The following is a 17,828-nucleotide window of genomic DNA, read 5'->3' as shown; positions in this document are numbered from 1 at the left end:
TTATAAGAATTTTCCTGCGAATCCCGATAAGGTCTTACAGAATAAGGGTGTGCAGTAAGCGGCTGATTTACATTAATCACTAAGCAGTACGATTTTCCATCAGTTGCGCGAAATATCTGATTTATGGCTTTATTCAATAAACGGGAAGCAGGAGAAGATAAATATTTAAAAAAACAAACAGCATTTACTGTGTTTCAATAAAAATTAATCGCTTGGTTAAATCGGTGTTATTTATTTTGCTGAACTAAAATGACAACGCTGGTTAACAGATTGTTTCCGGAATAGTGAAATGACGCGTGCAATGACACGATATGAATGAGGGGGAAATAGAAATCACGTCTGCGACCTGCACATGTTAGCCGCTGCTGAATAAACATGAGCAGGAACAACAATCGTTCGGATGCAGACAGAGTGAGTCAGACAATGATGAGATGTGCAGCGTTTAACAGAATTATTTAATGCTCCGGCGGTCATGCGTCCAGGTACTATATCTCTGCACAGGTAATCGGATTTCTGGAACTCCTCATGCTCTGCTGCTTACTTTTCCTGTCAGTCATCGTTCCGGGCTTTAAGTAAATTAACCGGCCAATACGGGCTGTCTGGCCCGGATCCAACCGGTTTATGCTCAGTCACAGGAGATAGCGCTTAACTTTATACCGCAGCCGTAAAGTCTGCTCGCTCACGTTATATTCGCTTCAGCACGCCACCCACACCGCTCCGGCATCCGCTGATTTCACGCATTGCGCCACCCAGCGCACGCCCGCTAATCCGGCATGCACATCGGGATACCAGAAATCCTCAAGGAAGGCAGAGTCGTGGCGATCGGTCGCATCCATAGCCAGTGCGAAGCGGCGATAAAGATTCGACCAGGCTTCAAATAATCCCTCGGAGTGCCCTCCGCCAATGCGGTCCTCTTCCAGCGCGCGCGGGCTGAGATAGCCCATGCCGCGCTCCAGAATCCGCACGGGTTCGCCCTGCACTTCGTATCGCAGCTGGTTTGGCTGCTCATCCCACCACTCCAGACTGGCTTTCGATCCAACCACGCGGATCTTCTGCCCATGCATCGATCCGGCATTTACCGCCGACGCCCAGAGCGTGCCGACCGCGCCGTTGTCATACTCCATCATCACAAAGGCGTTATCCTCCAGTGGTGCACGCGACGTGACAAAGCTCTGGCGGGAACAGAGCAGACGCGTCACTTTTAACTGCGGCAACATCGTTTCAGCGATAAATAGCGGATGCGTCGCCAGATCGCCTAACACGTAACTCGGGCCAACAAAACGCGGATCGACCCGCCAGCGGGTGCTTTCACTCTGTAGCTCCACCGCTTCATTATGGAAGCCATGAGCAAACTGCATATTCACGATGCGGATCTCTCCCAGGGCCCCTTCGGCAATCATCTCTCTGGCCTGATGAACCAACTGATGCCCGGCATAACCATAAGTGACGCCAATAATTTTCTGCTTCTCACGACTTAGCTGCTCCAGCTCATCGGCCTCTTCGACCGTAAAACAGAGCGGCTTCTCGCATACAACATGTAGCCCGGCATTGAGTGCCGCCCGACAGATGGCGAAATGGGTATTGTTAGGTGTGGCGATCGACACCGCTTCTATGCCATCTTCGCGCCCTGCTTCCCCGGCGAACAGGCTGGCATAATCAGGATAACAGCGTTCAGGTGCCACACCCAGCGCCTGACCGAACTCGCGCCCACGTACCGCATCAAGATCAAACGCGCCCGCCAGCAGCACAAAGTTACCGTCACGCTGTGCCGCCGAACGATGGATATAACCAATCTGACTGGTGCCGCCGCCACCGATCATGCCCCAGCGAAGTGAGCGATTAGCCGCTTTTTTACCGTTAATCATGCTGTTGTCCTCAGAATCCGGTTGATCGGAGATAGTCCAGGCTGGCTTTAACATCCCGCAGGCTGGTGTCGGCATGGCGCGGATCACGCTCCTGTTCGATGGTGATCCAGCCCTGATAATTACGCTCAGTCAGCAGCCTACGCACCGCCGGATAGTCGATTGCGCCCTGCCCGAGCGGACACATCACGCCCTGTGCGCAGGCGGTGAAAAAGTCGAGTCCGCGAGAGCGCGCGTCACGCCAGATCTGCTGATTGACGTCTTTAAAATGAAGGTAATCGATGCGCGACCAGTACTGTTCCAGCGACGCCACCGGATCCATGCCGGCGTAATAGAGATGGCCCGTATCCAGGCATAAACCAGCGACCTCATGCGGAATGTCAGAGACCAGCTGCGCCAGCTCATCGGCAAACTCTATGCAGCCACCCGCATGCGGATGGATCACTGGCCGCACGCCATACTCCTGCCAGGCAATCTCGCTCAGAATAGTGATGTGCTGCATCATGCACTGCCAGTCATCCGCGGAAAGGCGTGGCGCTTTTTCTGACTGACCCGCATATTTCGCCCGCTCCGGATTGCCGAAGTCGATGATCACCAGATAAGGCGCGCTGGCTCCAGGTGTTCTGGCGGCTGTCGGCACGCTGGCGAGCGTGCGACACAAATTGTGAGTCAGCGTCACCAGCGCCGGAAAATGCGCCTCACTGACTAAATCATCAAAAATCGTCCCCGCCACCAGCGAAAGCGAGTGGGCATTAAGCTGCCGGGTCAGCTCATCGGCATTCACTGGCAGATAACCCCAGGGGCCGAGTTCGATGCTGGGGTAGCCAGCCTGCGCGGCCTCGGTCAGGACTTTGTGAAACGGCGGTAGCCAGGGATTAGCGGGATCATCCACGCCCCAGCTACAGGGCGCATTAGCAATATGAAAGGTCATGATATCTGCCTGTGCAGTGAGAACTGCGGGCAGTATCAAATAAAAATTTCATCCTGGACAACAATGAAAGCTTCATTTTTTGATAGAGATCGCGTTTAAAAATTGCGATAAATGATAGATTACTATCAAATATAGGCTAACCTGCTCTTTTTACAGGTTTTCACGCGTCACGATCTCAAACGGCACGGTGACCTGCGCAAAATGGTCGTGCTGCTCCGATCGGCTGTGGAGACAAGTATGTATGACCGCCTCTGCCATGGCATCAAGGCGATGACGCAGCATCAGCGTGATGGTGCCGTCAATCAGCGCCAGTTCATCACCCGGCAGCGGACCGTGGCACAGCAGATCGATCTCCCGGCGCCCGCTCTCACGCAGCGCCCGCACCACACCCTCTATGCCGCCGCAGGGCGCATAAATCATCACCAGATCATCATGGGTCTCCAGCAGTTGGCGGGTTGCCTGATAGCCACCCTCTGACGACTCAAAAGTCTTTAACGGTTCCAGTACCCGCTGACTGATGCCCGACTCACGCAGATAGGAGCGAAAACTGATCTCGCTGCTCTCCTGGCAGGTAAAGCGGTGATCGCCCAGCAGTACTCCGACGCATCCCGGCTTACGCAGCAGATGCTGCGCCATCCATGCGGCAGTGCGCCCCGCTTTTTGATTATCAATGCCGATAAACCCCGCATGCTCACAGGGCGAGAAATCGGAGAATAGCGCGTAAACCCGAACACCCAGTCGTGACACATCCTGAATGGCATGACGAATCAGCGGATGATCCAGCGCCACCAGCGCAATCACATCACTGCACTGAGCCAGCTGACGCAGCGACTGCGCCACCGCGTCCACTTCGTGAATGTCATGCCAGCAGAATTCAGGCTCGCGGCCCTGTGGCTGATGCATCTTAAGCTGCTGTTTCAGCGCTTCGCCCAGTTGCTGATAAAATGAATAGCGGGCAGGCAGCAGGATAAAGCTCACGCGCAGTGGAGCCTCAGCCAGCGTCGGGATGGCCTGACTGTGTGCCTGCGTCAGGCGATAACCCAGCTCGCGCGCCGCCGCCAGCACCTTCTGCTCAGTCAAGCTGCGAACCGGCGCACGGCGGTTCAGCACCCGGTCTACCGTCGCCACACCCACGCCCGCCGCCTGCGCGATCGCGGTCATCGTCACTTTAGACATTATCCTTCTCCCTGCTGCTATCGGTAGCGTTAGCTGACGGCTACGCTTTTAGATTCTGTTAAATAAGCCATCAACACTTTATCGTGACACGGCCATTTCCTCTCATTTTTTTGATAGAAAATCAGTGCTAACCTTGATCACCCTCGCAAAATGAAACATTCATTTCTTTCTGCATTCTCTTCAAAACATCTATTTGCTAAAACGGATAAAAATCCCACACCGATTCGGTTGATGGGATCACATCATTAAAAGGTTAGAGCGACGACGGCGGGCTTTCTATAGTGGAGTCCTGAGCACCACCTGCCCGTACGTAAAAAAGGAAAAGCTATGTTCCCTTCAACGCTTCCGGCTCCACGCATAACGGATGCCAGCCAGGTTCCGCGTCTGCGCTGGGGCATTATCGGGCCGGGCTGGATAGCCGATCATTTTGCCCATGCTCTGCGTCGGCATACCCGGCAGCAGATCACGGCAGTCGCCGCACGTGACCCGGTAAAAGCACAGACCTTTGCTGCCAAATGGGCAATCGGCCATGCCACAGGCAGCCTGGATGCGCTGCTGGCGCGGGAGGATGTTGATGCGGTCTATATCGCTACGCCTCACAACCACCATTTCCCCGACGGTCTGCGCGCGATTGCCGCCGGAAAGTCTCTGCTGATTGAAAAGCCGCTGGCGCTGAATGCGCAGCAGGCAACGCAGCTTAAACAGGCCGCCGCTGCCGCGAACCTGCTCTGCATGGAGGCGATGTGGTGCAACTTCACGCCGAAGTATGACGTCATCCGTCAGTTGCTGGAGGATGGCGTACCCGGTGAGGTCCACACCCTGATTGCCGATCATGGTGAGTTTTTCACGCCGGATCATCGCATTTTCAATGCCGATCTGGCGGGCGGCCCAATGCTTGACCTCGGCAGTTATCTGGTGGCGCTGAGTGTGTTTGTGGGCGGCGGTGCGCCTGAAACGATCGTCGCCCGTGGTCAGCCCGTCCCGAATGGCCGCGTTAATGGTCAGACGTCGATGCTGTTTACCCATCGGCACGGCATGCAGTCGGTACTGAATACCACGCTGTTCAGCAACACGCCAGGCGGTGCGGTGATCGCCGGTCGCGACGCCACGCTGGAGCTGACGGGCCAGTTCTATGCGCCTGGTAACTTCACCCTGACCTCCAGCGACCGGCGTCACTGCCTGCAATGGCAGGAACCCACTAACCGCTATGAACAGCTCAGCCATGAAATTAACCACTTCGCCTGGTGTATCGGCCAGAACCTGACCGACTCCCCTGTCCATTCGCTTGACCAGGCGATTATCACCCTGGCTGCGATGGACAACGTCAGGCAGCAGATTGGCATCACCTTCAATGAAGAACAGCAACTTTAATGTGCCCGGAGCAGAAAGATGAAAATCGCTTTTGATGTGGATGTAATCAAAGATTTAGGCATCACCCGTATGGTTCATCAGGTAGCCGACTGGGGATACAAATATATCGAACAGTCGCCACATCCGCAGATCAACCCGTTTTATAAACATCCTAAAGCCAGCCGTGAAATCATCACCGAGTATAAAAATGCGTTAAGCGCCACCGGGCTGGAGATCTCCTCGTTTATCGTTGTTTACCGCTGGTCAGGTCCGGATGAGCTGCGCCGTCAGGCAGCGGTGAAGAACTGGAAGCGGATGATTGAGATTGCGGTTGAGATGGGTGTGCAGGTGATTAACACCGAACTCTCCGGCACCCCTAACGAACCGGAAATCTGTGAAGAGATGTTCTATCGCTCGATGGAAGAGCTGTTGCCGATCATCGAACGTGAAGGCATCCGCGTCGAAATTCAGGCGCATCCGTGGGATTTCTGCGAAGAGAACAACGAAACCGTGGATATCGTGAAGTCGTTCCGCAGCGATAACGTAAAGTATATCTACAGCGCGCCACACACTTTCTTCTATGACAAAGGCAAAGGGGATGTGAAACCGATGCTGGAGTACGCGGGTGACGATCTGTCGCACATGCTGATCGCCGATACCATGAACCATACAAAACACTGTCGCTATATCGTTAACCCGCCAGGCGTGGATGCCACCATCCACCAGCATGTTGGCGTGGGCGAAGGCGAAGTGGACTTCGATACCCTGTTCAAAACGCTGCGCGACACCGGCTTTGCTACCCGCACCCATAAAGTCGGCGGTGAACCGATCATCGCAGCGTCTCTGTTTGGCTATCCGGAAAAGATGAAAGTTCAGGCGATTGAAACCCGCGAACTGATTGAGCGCGAACTGCTGTAACCGACCTGCCGTGCAGTCATGGCTGGCTGCACGGTAATGTCTGTTCAGGACAACAAACGCCCCGCCTGACACACTTTTATTCACTTTTCTCTGATGCCGCGACCCGCCTGAGCTCGCCCCGTTTTAGCACACCCTCGCACAGCCAGCAGAGTTAAACCCCCTTTGCAGCACCTGCTACACTCCAGACCAATACCACACCATAAGGCGAACTTTCATTATGTCGGAAAATGCATATCAGCCCGCAAAAGTCTGGACCTGGGACCCTGAAGCCAAAGGTAACGGCGCGAAAACTAATCGTCCGTTTGCAGGTCCCACCCATGAAAAAGCGTTGCCGGTCGGTAAACATCCTTTACAGCTCTATTCGCTCGGCACGCCTAACGGCCAGAAAGTCACCATCCTGCTGGAAGAGCTGCTGGCACTTAACGTCAACGATGCTGAATATGATGCCTGGCTGATCCGTATCGGCGAAGGTGATCAGTTCTCCAGCGGTTTTGTCGATGTGAACCCGAACTCGAAAATCCCTGCGCTGAGCGACCACTCCGCAACGCCGCCGATTCGGGTATTTGAATCCGGCAATATCCTGCTCTATCTGGCGGAAAAGTTTGGCTACTTCCTGCCGAAAGATATCGCTGGCCGTACTGAAACCCTGAACTGGCTGTTCTGGCTGCAGGGCTCAGCGCCTTATCTCGGCGGCGGTTTCGGTCATTTCTATCACTACGCGCCAGAAAAAATTGAGTACGCCATCAACCGCTTCACACTGGAAGCGAAGCGTCAGTTTGATGTGCTGGATCGTCGGCTGGCTGATAACCGCTATCTGGCGGGTGATGACTACACCATCGCTGACATCGCCACCTGGCCGTGGTACGGCAACATGGTGCTGAATGACCAGTATGGCGCAGCCGAATTCCTGGATGTGCAGTCCTATAAAAATGTGGTTCGCTGGGCGAAAGAGATCGCACAGCGTCCTGCCGTTATTCGTGGCCGCAAGGTCAACCGCGTCATGGGCGACCCGGCCGATCAGCTGCATGAGCGTCATGATGCGGCTGACTTCGATACCAAAACCCAGGATAAAAAAGCGTAAGGAGAGACCTGTGAGTGCATACGTTGTATTTATTCGTGATAACACCCTGAACCAGGACGAAATGGCGATCTACGCCGAGAAAGCGGGCCAGGCGCGCGGCGATCATCAGATCAACCCTCTCGCCTTTTATGGCGAGCTGGAAACGCTGGAAGGTCAGGAAGCAGAAGGTGTGGTAATTCTGGAATTCGCGAGCCGTGAAGAAGCACATGCATGGTATGACAGCCCGGAATATCAGGCTGCCAAAGCGCACCGTCTGAAAGGCGCGAACTATCGCGTGGTGCTGGTCGAGGGTGTAGCTAAGTAAGACTTCAGGCGGCAGCGATGCCGCCTTTTTTATTGCAGCGTGATACGCGCCACGCCATCCAGAAGCTGATGGCTGTGGTCGTCATTGAAGCCCTGCTTCAGAGTCACATACAGTGTCTGGCCGTCCGGTGAGACCAGCAGGCTTTCTGGATGCCCCTCAAACGACCAGCTGTTTTTCACTTCATACGTGGTGCCATCCAGCTGCAGCACCTTCTTCGATTCGCGCTGGCTGATATAAATCTCATTGCGCTTACCGTTAAACTTAATCCCCACTGAATCGCCTGGATCAAGGCGCTGAATCACCTTGCCGCTGCGCTCATCAAACACCAGGGTATTTTTCTCTTTGGCGTTATCCGTGACAAACAGGCGACCGGTTGCCGGATCTTCTGCCATATTCAGGAACTGAGTGTCCTGCCCATCACCTGCCGTCAGGCGCTGCTCGATTTTGTGATTGCGCGGATTGATCACCAGGATTTCACCGCTGCCGTTCGCCGCATAAATGCGATCGCTGACTGGCGAGAAGATAATGCCTGTAACACCTTTGCCAGCATTTTTAATCCGGGCTTTCAGCGTCAGGGTTTTCGCATCAACGACCCAGATCACGCCAGGTTCGTCTGCGCCGCCGACATAGAGCAGCCCGTCATGCAGAAAGATCTCGCGGGTTTTCACCGGCGATCCTTTCTCATTCTTCTCGTCAAACATCAGGCGCTTCAGCACGTTGCCGGTATCGGGATCGATCTTAGCGATGCCACCATCCACTGATTGGGTGGTGTAAAGCGCGCTGCCATCCTGTCCACTGCTCAGACCCGCATTTTTCAGATCGTAATGCCCCGCCCCGGTGCTTTGCAGCGTGGTGCCATCAAGACGATAGATCATACCGCCACTGATATCCTTGCCCTCGGGCGCACTGGCCACATAGAGCGTATTTTTGGCGGGCAGATACGCCATCTCATATAATCCGTCGCCCAGCTCGCGCTGAATCAGATTGTCGGGGCTGGAGGGCTGCATCACCATCAGCGCATTGCCATCCACTTTTTTCGCTCTCATCTGGCACGCCGTCAGGCTGAAGGTGGTGACTATCGCCAGTGCGAGTGCCGCTTTACGCGAGCTGAACAACGCTTTCATAGTTAACTCCCCTATCCATCTGCTGCTCCCGGCAGGCCGCAACACAGCGGGCAGGCAGGGAAGAAAAAGAATGAGAATCATACGCATCACTAAAAAGGGTGTAAACGCAACGGCACCCTGAAGCAACCGAATCAGCTTAATGCGGTATATTTATTGTCCACAGGCGCTTTTCTGTGCCCGTCAATCAATTTATAACCTCGACTAATCAACAACCTGAAGATTATTCTGCAAAAACGCCACAAACGCGGTAATACGAGCCGGAAGCTGGCGTTGCGCCTGCCAGACCGCAAAGATATCACCATCAGGTGCCTGCCAGTCCGGTAGCACCGGCAACAATTCGCCCACAGCCAGGCTGTGTTGCGCATCCCACCAGGAACGCAGCAGAATGCCATGTCCATCCATCGCCAGCCGCATCGCTACTTCACCATCGTTGGTGATCAGGCTGCCGCGCACTTTCTGGCTGATGCTCTGTTCACCGCAGGTCAGCCGCCACAGGGTAAAATCGCTGTCGTGCTGACGCAGTAAAATGCAGTTGTGCTGCGCCAGATCGCGCACAGTGGCAGGCAGGCCGTGCCGGGCAGCATAGGCGGGCGAACAGCAGAGGATACGCGGATTGGTTCGCAGCTTACGTGCCACCAGCCGCGAGTCAGGCGGCTCCCCAACGCGGATATCGATATCCATGTGCGCATCAAGAAAATTTAGCGGCTGGCTGCTGAGTTGTAACGACAGTGAGAGCTGCGGATGCAGCGCGGCAAAAGCCGAGACGCAGGGCGCGATATGGCGACGGCCAAAACCAAAGGAGGCGTTGATGTTGAGGGTGCCGCGCAGCTGGGCTGTTTCACCGCTGACCGCCTCTTCCAGCGCCGCAAGCTGATCCAGCAGCGGACGCGCGCCCGCCAGATAACGGCGGCCTTCCGGCGTCAGTTCCAGCCGGCGTGTGGTGCGGCGCAGCAATTGCACACCAAGGCGCTGCTCCAGCTGGCTCAGACGTTTGCTTACCGCTGCCAGTGACAGGCCCAGTTCGCGCGCCGCCGCAGTCAGACTATCCAGCGCGGCCAGGCGAACAAAGAAGGCTAAGTCATCAGTGGAGGTGCGGGATTCTCTACTTTGATTCAACAATGGATTGCCTTTCAGGCTCATTATTTCCCCGGAATCGACAGTTATACTGCGTACACAATTCGAACATCAACCGGAAAGGTGCCCTGTGACTGATAAAATCTACTCTATTGCTGTGATCCCTGGCGATGGCATCGGCAAAGAAGTGATGCCGGAAGGCGTCCGTGTAATGAATGCGGCTGCTGAGAAATTTAACATTCCGCTGCGCTGGGAGTGGTTCGATTACGCCAGCGCTGACTACTGGCAGCAGCATGGCAAAATGCTGCCTGACGACTGGTTTCCGCAACTGAAAGCCTTTGACGCGATTTATTTTGGCGCGGTCGGCTGGCCCGATGTGGTGCCCGACCATGTTTCACTGTGGGGCTCGCTGCTACAGTTCCGCCGTGAGTTCGACCAGTACGTCAATCTGCGTCCGGTGCGACTGATGCCAGGGGTGAAAGCGCCGCTGGCAAACCGTCAGCCTGGCGACATCGACTTCTATGTGGTGCGTGAAAACACCGAAGGTGAATACTCCAGCGTGGGTGGCACCATGTTCCCTGGCACCGACCGTGAAGTGGTGATTCAGGAGACGGTGATGACGCGCACTGGTGTTGATCGCATCCTGAAGTTTGCTTATCAGCTGGCGCAGAGCCGGCCGAAGAAGCACCTGACCTCCGCCACCAAATCCAACGGCATCGCTATCACCATGCCTTACTGGGACAGCCGCGTCGAAGCGATGTCCGGCCAGTTCCCCGAGGTTCGCGTCGACAAGTATCATATTGATATTCTTACCGCCAACTTCGTGCTGCACCCGGACTGGTTTGATGTAGTGGTGGCCAGCAACCTGTTTGGGGATATCCTCTCCGATCTCGGCCCGGCCTGTACCGGCACCATTGGCATTGCGCCCTCCGCCAATATTAACCCGGAAGGCCTGTTTCCCAGCCTGTTTGAGCCGGTTCACGGTTCTGCGCCGGATATCGCAGGCAAAGGCATCGCCAATCCTATCGGGCAGATCTGGTGTGGGGCGATGATGCTGGAGCATCTCGGCTACAAAGCGGCGGGTGATGCGGTGTTAAATGCAATTGAACGTACGCTGGCGGCGGGAGAGCATCTGACGCGCGACCTCGGCGGCAACGCCAGCACCGAAGAGCTCGGCGCGGTCATCGCCGCCGCGCTGTAAATCAGTCCGGCAACTGCACCACGCATTCAGCATGCCAGCCTGGCGGTAACGGCGCGGGCCTGTTGATCACCAGGTTGTGCAGTTGCAGGTTCTCTACCCCGCGCGCAAACAGGCCCGGCAAACCGCCGGGATAGCGCTCTACGCCAAAGGCTTCACCGGTTTTCGGGTCAAGTTTGTAGGCGTTATCCAGCCCCATGCCGGTCGGTGAGTCGGGGTTACAGGGTGGTCGCACGTCATAGTGTCCCTGCGTCATCGGCGACACGGTCTGCCGCATCTGAAGCTGGCTGATAACCACATCGCGTATCCAGCCCGGTTCTGCCGCATGCAGATTAATCGCCCCTTCCGCCACGCCCGTCATGTTGCTGAACTGCACCTGCTCCACGACGCCAGGCGTGATGGCGGGATCGCGATGGCGCACAGAAATATGCAGCGGATCGGCTTTGCCCCAGTGACAGGGCGGCGCATGGTGACAGGCAAAGGTCAGGTTACTGAACAGCAGACGCCGCATTGCACCGCCGTCACGCGACAGAATGCCGATACCCCGGTTGGAATCAAAAATGGTGCAGCCGGTCACCGTGACATCTTCCACATCATCCCAGGTTTCGGTGCCGATTTTAAAGGCACAGCTGTAACTGCGAAGCAGGCAGTTGGTGATCATAATCTGCCGCGCCGGACGCCGCAGCGCAGCCGGTTTGTGGGTGGTTTTAATGCAGATAGCGTCATCAGCGGCACTGAGGTAGCTGTTGCTGACAAACACCGCCTCGCATCCGTCAATATCCAGCGCATCGGTATTCGGCATAGTCATCGCGTTGTCGATAGTGAGATGGTCGATATGCACATGGCGACAGCTCACCAGATGCACCGTCCACATTGGCGCCTGCACGATGGTAAAGGCGGTCAGCGTCACCTGCTCGCAATCTTCAAACACGATAATGCGCGGCCGGTCAGGACGCGGCAGGCGATAACCCTGCTCATCCCGCTCAGCGGCGAACCAGGCTTCACCCTCGCCATCGATGCGGCCAGTGCCGCTGATAGTGATATTGCGCTGGCCCAGCGCATAGAGCAGCACGTTATGGGACTTCTCAGCACAGCTGAGTGCCTGCACCGCCTGGTAGTCAGCCAGCCGCGGACTGGCGATCAGCACCGCACCCGCTTCCAGGTGCAGTTCAAAATCAGATGGCAGATTCAGGCAGCCGCTGCGATAACGCCCGGCAGGCAGGGTAAGACGCCCCCCGCCGGCCGCCGCAATCTGATCCATGGCGCGCTGCAGCACGGCCGTGTCCGGGGTTTCGCCATCGGCGACAGGATGAAAATCAGCAAGGGAAAGGTGCATCATGCGTCTCCCGCAGGATTGAGGAGGAGAAATTCCAGCACGACACGGCGCGGGAAACCTTTGTCTGGTCGCCAGTACGCCGTTTCGTGCGGGATATCACAAATTACTTCACGGCCCCTTCAGTGACGCCGCTGATAAACTTGCGCTGGAAAATCAGGAACACCACGATCAGCGGCATAATCACAATCATTGCGCCCGCCATCAGCACCGGAATGTCGATGGTGTTTTTGTTCTGGAAAAACATCATGCCAATCGGCAGCGTGCGCAGCTCATCCTTGTTGACCAGAATCAGTGGGATCAGAAACTCGTTCCAGGTCCAGATAAACAGCAGCAGCCCCAGCGTCGACAGCGTTGGCCAGATTGCCGGCACCAGAATGCCCCACAGAATTTTGACCCGCGACGCCCCATCCATCACCGCCGCTTCTACCAGCTCTTTCGGCACCTGCTGAAACGCGCTGGCGATCATCAGCGTGGTAAAGGGCAGCGACAGGGCAATCTGCGGCAGGATCAGCGCCAGATAGGTGTTGGTGAGCCCCATCCAGCGCAGCTCGTGATAGAGCGGAATGATAAAGGCTTCACTCGGCAGCACCATCCCCAGGGCCAGCATCGCCCCAATCACTTTTTTACCGGGGATCTTCAGCCAGGCGAAACCAAAACCAGCCAGAATACCCAGCAGCACGCTGAACAGTACGACCGGAATCACCACCAGCACCGAGTTGAGGAAGTAGACGTTAAAGTGTCCCTGCTGCCACGCGGTCACGTAGTTTTTGAAATTCAGCGAGGCTGGCAGCGTGAAGATGCCCTGAAACAGCTCCATCTGGGTTTTAAACGAGGTCATCAGCGCCATCAGAAACGGCAGAATCGTCATCAGCGCCACGATCCAGATCAGCGCGCGTGAAATCACCGGCGTGCTTCGCATCAGTAACGCTCCTTTAAGGCCAGATGAATCAGATAGTTGATCCCTAAAACAATAATCATGCTGAACACCGCCACCGACGAGGCGTAGCCAAAATAGTGCAGGTCAAAGCCCTGCTTATACATAAAGATGTTGGTGACCATGGTGGAGGTGCCAGGGCCGCCCTGCGTCATCACATAGACCAGGTCAAAGGCTTTCAGGCTGGCGATCACCGTCAGCAGCAGCGCAATCCGCAGCTCGGGCCGCAGGCCGGGCAACGTAATACGCATAAATTTCTGACGGCGCGATGAGCCATCCAGATCGGCGGCTTCCAGCAGTGAGGGATCCATACGCTGCAGGCCTGCCATAAACAGCACCAGACAGAAGCCGAAGAAGTACCAGGTCGCGACCAGACCGACAGCGGGCAGCGCCCAGGTAAAATCACCCAGCCAGGAGAGCGCCAGCTGGGGCAATCCGATCGCGCGTAATATCTGGTCGATGGGGCCAAACGCCGGGTTATAGAGCCAGCGCCATACTACACCCAGCACCGCCATTGGCATGATATAGGGCAGGAAGAAGAGAATGCGCAGCACGCTACGTTCGTTATTGTTGCGCGTGTCATACAGAAAGCTGCAGAGCAGCAGGCCGACGCCAATCGGCAACAGGGTATAGAACAGCATCAGGATGGCGTTATTGCCCAGCGCAATCCAGAACACCGGATCGCTGAACATCCGCATGTAGTTGCTGATGCCACTAAACACCGGCAGTGAGGTGCCGTCCCATTCGGTAAAACTGATGCCCAGCGAGGCCAGCAGCGGGAACAGCAGAAACACCGCATAGACCAGCACCGCAGGCAGAACATAGAGGAAATTACGCCAGCTGCTTAAATTCAACATAACCCTACTCGTGGTTCAGAACGATGCTCAGGCCCGGCTGTTCGCCGGGCCTCCGGCTTAATGCTTCAGGGTTTTCAGGTAACGCTGATAGTTGTTATCAAAATTCACCACCATCTGATCGGGGGTCTGACGACCCGCCAGCAGCAGCTGGACGTTCTGATTCAGCTCGGCGTTCATGGTCGGTGTTGCCCAGTCCACGTAGTGGCCTAAACCGTCGTAGTCGTTGAGCGTCAGCCAGACCTGATATGCTTCCGCCAGCAGCGGATTATCCGCTGGCATTTTGGCCGCTTTGTTCGTGCTGGCCGGCAGGAAGCCCACTTTCAGCCAGCGGTTCGCCATGGCATCAGAGACCATATAGTTGATGAACTTCGCTGCACCCTCCTGCTGATCTTTGCCTTTGGCGGTGCTGGTAATTGAGAACGCCAGATCGGTCCCGCCCACCATCAGCGGCTGTTTCACGCCTTCACCGGCAGGCATCGCGGCGAAGTGAATATCTTTGTTGTCTTTAAACTGGCCGAGATACCAGGTGCCGCTGACCAGGAACGCAGCCTGACCGTTCTGGAACAGCGTCGCCGCATCGTCGTGACCAATGCCCTGGAAGCCAGGGAAGAAGTAGCCTTTGTCGGTCCAGCTCTTCATCATCGTGGCGGCATTGACCAGCTTGCTGTCTTTGAAGGTGCCGCCCACATCGTAAATCAGATTATCCAGCGTCTTGCGGTCATGGCTTTCAATCTGCGCCTGCCATAGCGTGCTAAGCAGTTGCTGGCCCATGTTGCCATCCAGCAGGCCGAGCATCATCGGCGCGGTGCCCTGCTGTTTCAGCTTCGCCATGGCACTCTCCAGCTCAGCCAGCGTTTTCGGCACCGCAATGCCCGCTTTGTCCAGCACCGCTTTGTTGTAATAGAGCCCGACCATTTCGCCCAGGCTGGCGATGCCATACAGCTTGCCGCTACCAAACTCGCCGCTGTCTGACCAGCGGTTACGTTTCAGAATCGAGTCCGGGAAGCGGGTAGTCCAGCCGTCGCTGGCGGCATAGCTATCGAGCGGCAGCAACAGCTTATCTTTAACCAGCGAACCCATATCGCCGCCGCCCTGGTTGACCTGGGCGATCTGCGGGCCATCACCGGCAGTCAGTGCCAGCTTCAGCGGAATACGGGTATCTTCAAAGGAGTGAACCGAGCGGTTAATCACGATGCCGGGATTCTGCTGTGAGAACTCTTTAATCCCTTCATCCACCGCAGCGGTCTGCTCAGGGTAGTTGTAGATATCCCACTCATTCAGAGTGACAGCAGCGTGGGCGGCATGAGAGACGCTGCCCGCCAGCAGGCCCGCTACCAGCAGCCGACCCACATTGCGAATTCGGAACGAACGAACGGAAGAAACAGACATTATGCTCACCTTCTTCAGACCAGGGTCGGCATCCTTTCATCTCACCGCCTGACATCCTGCAGGCTGCAGCCGCACACAAACGCACTCACTCATACTTACTTTAATAAAAAAATAAAGTCAAACAGCCTGCCGACCGAATTGTCAGGCTGTGAGCACGCGCAAATAATCAGCGACATGGCGCGAAAATCAGCACGCCGCGCTGGCTTTTACGCCATTAACCGTGGCGGCACGTCGCCAGCCGCTTTTTCTGCAGCAGGAGATGCCAGAGGAATAATCGCAAAATAACGTCCTGATAAAACATATGAAAATCCTATCACGCTCACACTTTTCTCTTTTGACCGGCCGTGAATCTGCCGCCAGCCGCCCTGTTCCGGGCGTGTTGGCGATCACAGTTGTGCATCCCGATGCCGGTAAACATTGCCGAACCGCCTGCGTTAGTGCGATAAGGTAATTATTCTATCTTGAAAACTAAGTCCACTTTCATTAACGTAACTTTTACCTGCGGAGCTGTTCAATCCCTGACCGGTTCCCTCACTCACGAGAACTCACCATGGCGAATCAAGGTGTCATTCGTCCGGCCACACCGGCGGACTACCCGGCGCTCTACCGCATCTGCCTGGAAACAGCCGATGCGGGCGGCGATGCCCGCGCGCTCTACTCCGATCCTGACTATCCCGGCCAGCGTTTTGCCGTGCCCTATGCGCATTTTGCGCCGGACTTTGCTTTTGTACTGGAGCAGGACGGTGAGGTGCAGGGTTACGTGGTCGCCGCGCCGGATACCCGCGCGTTTGAAGCGCAGCTTCAGGCCGAATGGTGGCCGCAGTTGCAGGAGAAATATCGCGATCGCAGCGCCAGTGCCCCGCTCGACAGCAAAGTGCTCGATTCGATACGCCATCCCGACCAGGCCGCTGAGATCCTGGTGACGCAGTGGCCTGCTCATCTGCATATCAACCTGCTGCCGGCGGCACAGAAAGGCGGCTGGGGTCGCCGGATGATTGAGCATGAACTGGCGGCGCTCCGCGCTGCTGGCGTCAGTGGTGTTCATCTTGGCGTCAGCCTGCAGAACGAGCAGGTTTGTGCCTTCTATGCGCGCATGGGGTTTACCCCAATCATGCGCAGCAATGCCATCTACATGGGCCAGTTACTCTGAGTGAGGTAGCCGATGACCAGCCTGCGCTTGCAGAATGTGAAGAAGTCGTATGAACACGTCAATGTCATTCATGGCATCGATCTGACGATAAACAGTGGCGAATTTGTCGTGTTTGTTGGGCCATCTGGCTGCGGCAAGTCGACGCTGCTGCGGATGATCGCCGGGCTGGAGGAGATCAGCAGCGGGCAGTTGCTGATTGAGGAGCAGGACATGACACAGCAGCCCGCCACTGAGCGCGGCATTGCTATGGTGTTTCAGTCTTATGCGCTCTACCCCAACATGACGGTGCGCGGCAACCTGGCGTATCCGCTGGAGGTAATGAAAAAGTCCAAAGCGGAGATTAACGAGGCGATAGCCCAGACGGCCGCCCGCCTGCATCTCACCGAACTGCTCGACCGCCTGCCGCGTGCGCTCTCTGGCGGACAGCGGCAGCGCGTGGCAATTGGCCGGGCGATTATCCGTCATCCGCGCATCTTCCTGTTTGATGAGCCACTCTCTAACCTTGATGCAGAGCTGCGCCTGCAGATGCGCATTGAGATTGCCCGGCTGCACGCCTCGCTTGGCAACACCATGATTTATGTCACCCACGATCAGCTGGAGGCAATGACGCTGGCTGACCGCATCGTGGTGCTGCGTCAGGGCCGCATTGAGCAGGTCGGTGCACCGCTGACGCTTTATCACGACCCGGATAATCTGTTTGTCGCCGGTTTTATCGGCTCACCAAAAATGAACTTTCTGCGGGCGGAAATCAGCGCCACGGGTGCGGGGGAAGTGCAACTGCGGGTGCCGGAACTGAAGATTGAGGGGCTGGTGCTGAAAATCGCCGCCGACTGCCGCGAGGGACAAACCGTCACGCTGGGCATTCGTCCTGAACATTTCCAGCCTGCCGCGCAGACGCCGGACGCATTGCGCTTTCACGGCGAGCTGGCTTATGGCGAGATGCTGGGTCACACCAACTATCTCTACCTGGATATCGGGCGTGAACAGATGCTGGTCGTGGAAGAGCGCGAGGCGACGACGCGCGAGCTCGGAACCCAGGTTGAACTGGGCTTTTCTGCCGCGCACTGCCTGCTGTTTGATGAGCAGGGACTGCGCCTGCGCTAAGAACGCGTGGAAACAAAAACGGGCGCCGCAGTGTCCGTTT

The 17,828-nt window shown here is 56.2% G+C and carries 16 protein-coding genes; 7 read left to right on the top strand and 9 right to left on the bottom strand.

The features are described from left to right. Window positions 1–695: 695 nt before the first annotated feature. The 3 genes from LQK91_RS11070 to LQK91_RS11060 all read right to left on the bottom strand — a co-directional run bounded on the left by LQK91_RS11070 (window position 696) and on the right by LQK91_RS11060 (window position 3,969). A complete protein-coding gene (locus LQK91_RS11070; RefSeq protein ID WP_003855639.1) occupies window positions 696–1,865 on the bottom strand; it encodes a Gfo/Idh/MocA family protein in 1,170 nt (389 codons plus the stop codon). A gap of 10 nt (window positions 1,866–1,875) precedes the next feature. Then, window positions 1,876–2,793: a TIM barrel protein gene (locus LQK91_RS11065; RefSeq protein WP_003855640.1), complete on the bottom strand. Its 918-nt coding sequence runs from the start codon at window positions 2,791–2,793 to the stop codon at window positions 1,876–1,878. A 150-nt stretch (window positions 2,794–2,943) separates the two neighbouring features. After that, complete coding sequence (locus LQK91_RS11060; RefSeq protein WP_033763387.1) at window positions 2,944–3,969, bottom strand: LacI family DNA-binding transcriptional regulator; 1,026 nt, start codon at window positions 3,967–3,969, stop codon at window positions 2,944–2,946. Window positions 3,970–4,296: 327 nt separating this feature from the next. Between LQK91_RS11060 and LQK91_RS11055 the strand changes: the two genes are divergently transcribed. The 4 genes from LQK91_RS11055 (at window position 4,297) to LQK91_RS11040 (ending at window position 7,622) form a co-directional block, all read left to right on the top strand. Continuing rightward, window positions 4,297–5,340 (top strand): Gfo/Idh/MocA family protein, encoded by a 1,044-nt coding sequence (locus LQK91_RS11055; protein ID WP_003855642.1) that lies wholly within the window; start codon window positions 4,297–4,299, stop codon window positions 5,338–5,340. Window positions 5,341–5,358: 18 nt separating this feature from the next. Then, on the top strand, window positions 5,359–6,237 hold the full coding sequence (locus tag LQK91_RS11050) for a sugar phosphate isomerase/epimerase family protein (protein ID WP_003855643.1): 879 nt from the start codon (window positions 5,359–5,361) through the stop codon (window positions 6,235–6,237). A gap of 217 nt (window positions 6,238–6,454) precedes the next feature. Beyond that, entirely contained in the window at window positions 6,455–7,318 is an 864-nt protein-coding gene (yghU, locus tag LQK91_RS11045) for a glutathione-dependent disulfide-bond oxidoreductase (RefSeq protein WP_003855644.1), read from the top strand. Between the two features lie 10 nt (window positions 7,319–7,328). Further along, a complete protein-coding gene (locus LQK91_RS11040) occupies window positions 7,329–7,622 on the top strand; it encodes a DUF1330 domain-containing protein (protein WP_003855645.1) in 294 nt (97 codons plus the stop codon). A gap of 29 nt (window positions 7,623–7,651) precedes the next feature. Here the strand turns inward: LQK91_RS11040 and LQK91_RS11035 are convergent, their stop codons facing one another. Together LQK91_RS11035 and LQK91_RS11030 are read right to left on the bottom strand one after the other, a co-directional pair. Then, complete coding sequence (locus LQK91_RS11035; protein ID WP_105099497.1) at window positions 7,652–8,746, bottom strand: YncE family protein; 1,095 nt, start codon at window positions 8,744–8,746, stop codon at window positions 7,652–7,654. Window positions 8,747–8,947: 201 nt separating this feature from the next. Continuing rightward, a complete protein-coding gene (locus LQK91_RS11030) occupies window positions 8,948–9,886 on the bottom strand; it encodes a LysR family transcriptional regulator (protein WP_105099496.1) in 939 nt (312 codons plus the stop codon). A 64-nt stretch (window positions 9,887–9,950) separates the two neighbouring features. On the opposite strand from LQK91_RS11030, the gene LQK91_RS11025 reads away from it, so the two are divergent. After that, on the top strand, window positions 9,951–11,021 hold the full coding sequence (locus LQK91_RS11025) for a tartrate dehydrogenase (RefSeq protein ID WP_105099495.1): 1,071 nt from the start codon (window positions 9,951–9,953) through the stop codon (window positions 11,019–11,021). A 1-nt stretch (window position 11,022) separates the two neighbouring features. Here LQK91_RS11025 and LQK91_RS11020 read toward each other — a convergent pair whose 3' ends face one another. From LQK91_RS11020 to LQK91_RS11005, 4 genes are all read right to left on the bottom strand, one after another. Beyond that, a complete protein-coding gene (locus tag LQK91_RS11020; RefSeq protein WP_008926641.1) occupies window positions 11,023–12,354 on the bottom strand; it encodes a glycoside hydrolase family 28 protein in 1,332 nt (443 codons plus the stop codon). A gap of 103 nt (window positions 12,355–12,457) precedes the next feature. After that, on the bottom strand, window positions 12,458–13,273 hold the full coding sequence (locus LQK91_RS11015; RefSeq protein ID WP_003855657.1) for a carbohydrate ABC transporter permease: 816 nt from the start codon (window positions 13,271–13,273) through the stop codon (window positions 12,458–12,460). After that, entirely contained in the window at window positions 13,273–14,145 is an 873-nt protein-coding gene (locus LQK91_RS11010) for a carbohydrate ABC transporter permease (protein ID WP_003855659.1), read from the bottom strand. The genes LQK91_RS11015 and LQK91_RS11010 overlap by 1 nt, the downstream gene beginning before the upstream one ends. A gap of 57 nt (window positions 14,146–14,202) precedes the next feature. Then, a complete protein-coding gene (locus tag LQK91_RS11005) occupies window positions 14,203–15,534 on the bottom strand; it encodes an extracellular solute-binding protein (protein WP_003855662.1) in 1,332 nt (443 codons plus the stop codon). 550 nt (window positions 15,535–16,084) lie between these two features. Between LQK91_RS11005 and LQK91_RS11000 the strand changes: the two genes are divergently transcribed. Beyond that, window positions 16,085–16,684, top strand: coding sequence for a GNAT family N-acetyltransferase (locus LQK91_RS11000; RefSeq protein ID WP_039660638.1), 600 nt, complete (start codon window positions 16,085–16,087; stop codon window positions 16,682–16,684). A gap of 12 nt (window positions 16,685–16,696) precedes the next feature. Further along, window positions 16,697–17,788 carry an ABC transporter ATP-binding protein gene (locus tag LQK91_RS10995; protein WP_003855669.1) on the top strand — a complete coding sequence of 364 codons (1,092 nt, stop codon included), beginning with the start codon at window positions 16,697–16,699 and terminating at the stop codon, window positions 17,786–17,788. Window positions 17,789–17,828 lie beyond the last annotated feature (40 nt).

Origin of the sequence: Pantoea sp. MHSD4 (assembly GCF_021043305.1) — a bacterium.
Lineage (GTDB): Bacteria > Pseudomonadota > Gammaproteobacteria > Enterobacterales > Enterobacteriaceae > Pantoea > Pantoea eucalypti.
Note: the sequence above shows the minus strand (reverse complement) of the source record. Positions and strands in the feature narration are given on the sequence as shown.

What these genes read in the sequence shown, in the direction of transcription:
- LQK91_RS11070 (WP_003855639.1), bottom strand. Translation starts at nt 1,865, where the DNA reads ATGATTAACGGTAAAAAAGCGGCTAATCGCTCACTTCGCTGGGGCATG.
- LQK91_RS11065 (WP_003855640.1), bottom strand. Translation starts at nt 2,793, where the DNA reads ATGACCTTTCATATTGCTAATGCGCCCTGTAGCTGGGGCGTGGATGAT.
- LQK91_RS11060 (WP_033763387.1), bottom strand. Translation starts at nt 3,969, where the DNA reads ATGTCTAAAGTGACGATGACCGCGATCGCGCAGGCGGCGGGCGTGGGT.
- LQK91_RS11055 (WP_003855642.1), top strand. Translation starts at nt 4,297, where the DNA reads ATGTTCCCTTCAACGCTTCCGGCTCCACGCATAACGGATGCCAGCCAG.
- LQK91_RS11050 (WP_003855643.1), top strand. Translation starts at nt 5,359, where the DNA reads ATGAAAATCGCTTTTGATGTGGATGTAATCAAAGATTTAGGCATCACC.
- yghU (WP_003855644.1), top strand. Translation starts at nt 6,455, where the DNA reads ATGTCGGAAAATGCATATCAGCCCGCAAAAGTCTGGACCTGGGACCCT.
- LQK91_RS11035 (WP_105099497.1), bottom strand. Translation starts at nt 8,746, where the DNA reads ATGAAAGCGTTGTTCAGCTCGCGTAAAGCGGCACTCGCACTGGCGATA.
- LQK91_RS11030 (WP_105099496.1), bottom strand. Translation starts at nt 9,886, where the DNA reads ATGAGCCTGAAAGGCAATCCATTGTTGAATCAAAGTAGAGAATCCCGC.
- LQK91_RS11020 (WP_008926641.1), bottom strand. Translation starts at nt 12,354, where the DNA reads ATGCACCTTTCCCTTGCTGATTTTCATCCTGTCGCCGATGGCGAAACC.
- LQK91_RS11015 (WP_003855657.1), bottom strand. Translation starts at nt 13,273, where the DNA reads ATGCGAAGCACGCCGGTGATTTCACGCGCGCTGATCTGGATCGTGGCG.
- LQK91_RS11010 (WP_003855659.1), bottom strand. Translation starts at nt 14,145, where the DNA reads ATGTTGAATTTAAGCAGCTGGCGTAATTTCCTCTATGTTCTGCCTGCG.
- LQK91_RS11005 (WP_003855662.1), bottom strand. Translation starts at nt 15,534, where the DNA reads ATGTCTGTTTCTTCCGTTCGTTCGTTCCGAATTCGCAATGTGGGTCGG.
- LQK91_RS11000 (WP_039660638.1), top strand. Translation starts at nt 16,085, where the DNA reads ATGGCGAATCAAGGTGTCATTCGTCCGGCCACACCGGCGGACTACCCG.
- LQK91_RS10995 (WP_003855669.1), top strand. Translation starts at nt 16,697, where the DNA reads ATGACCAGCCTGCGCTTGCAGAATGTGAAGAAGTCGTATGAACACGTC.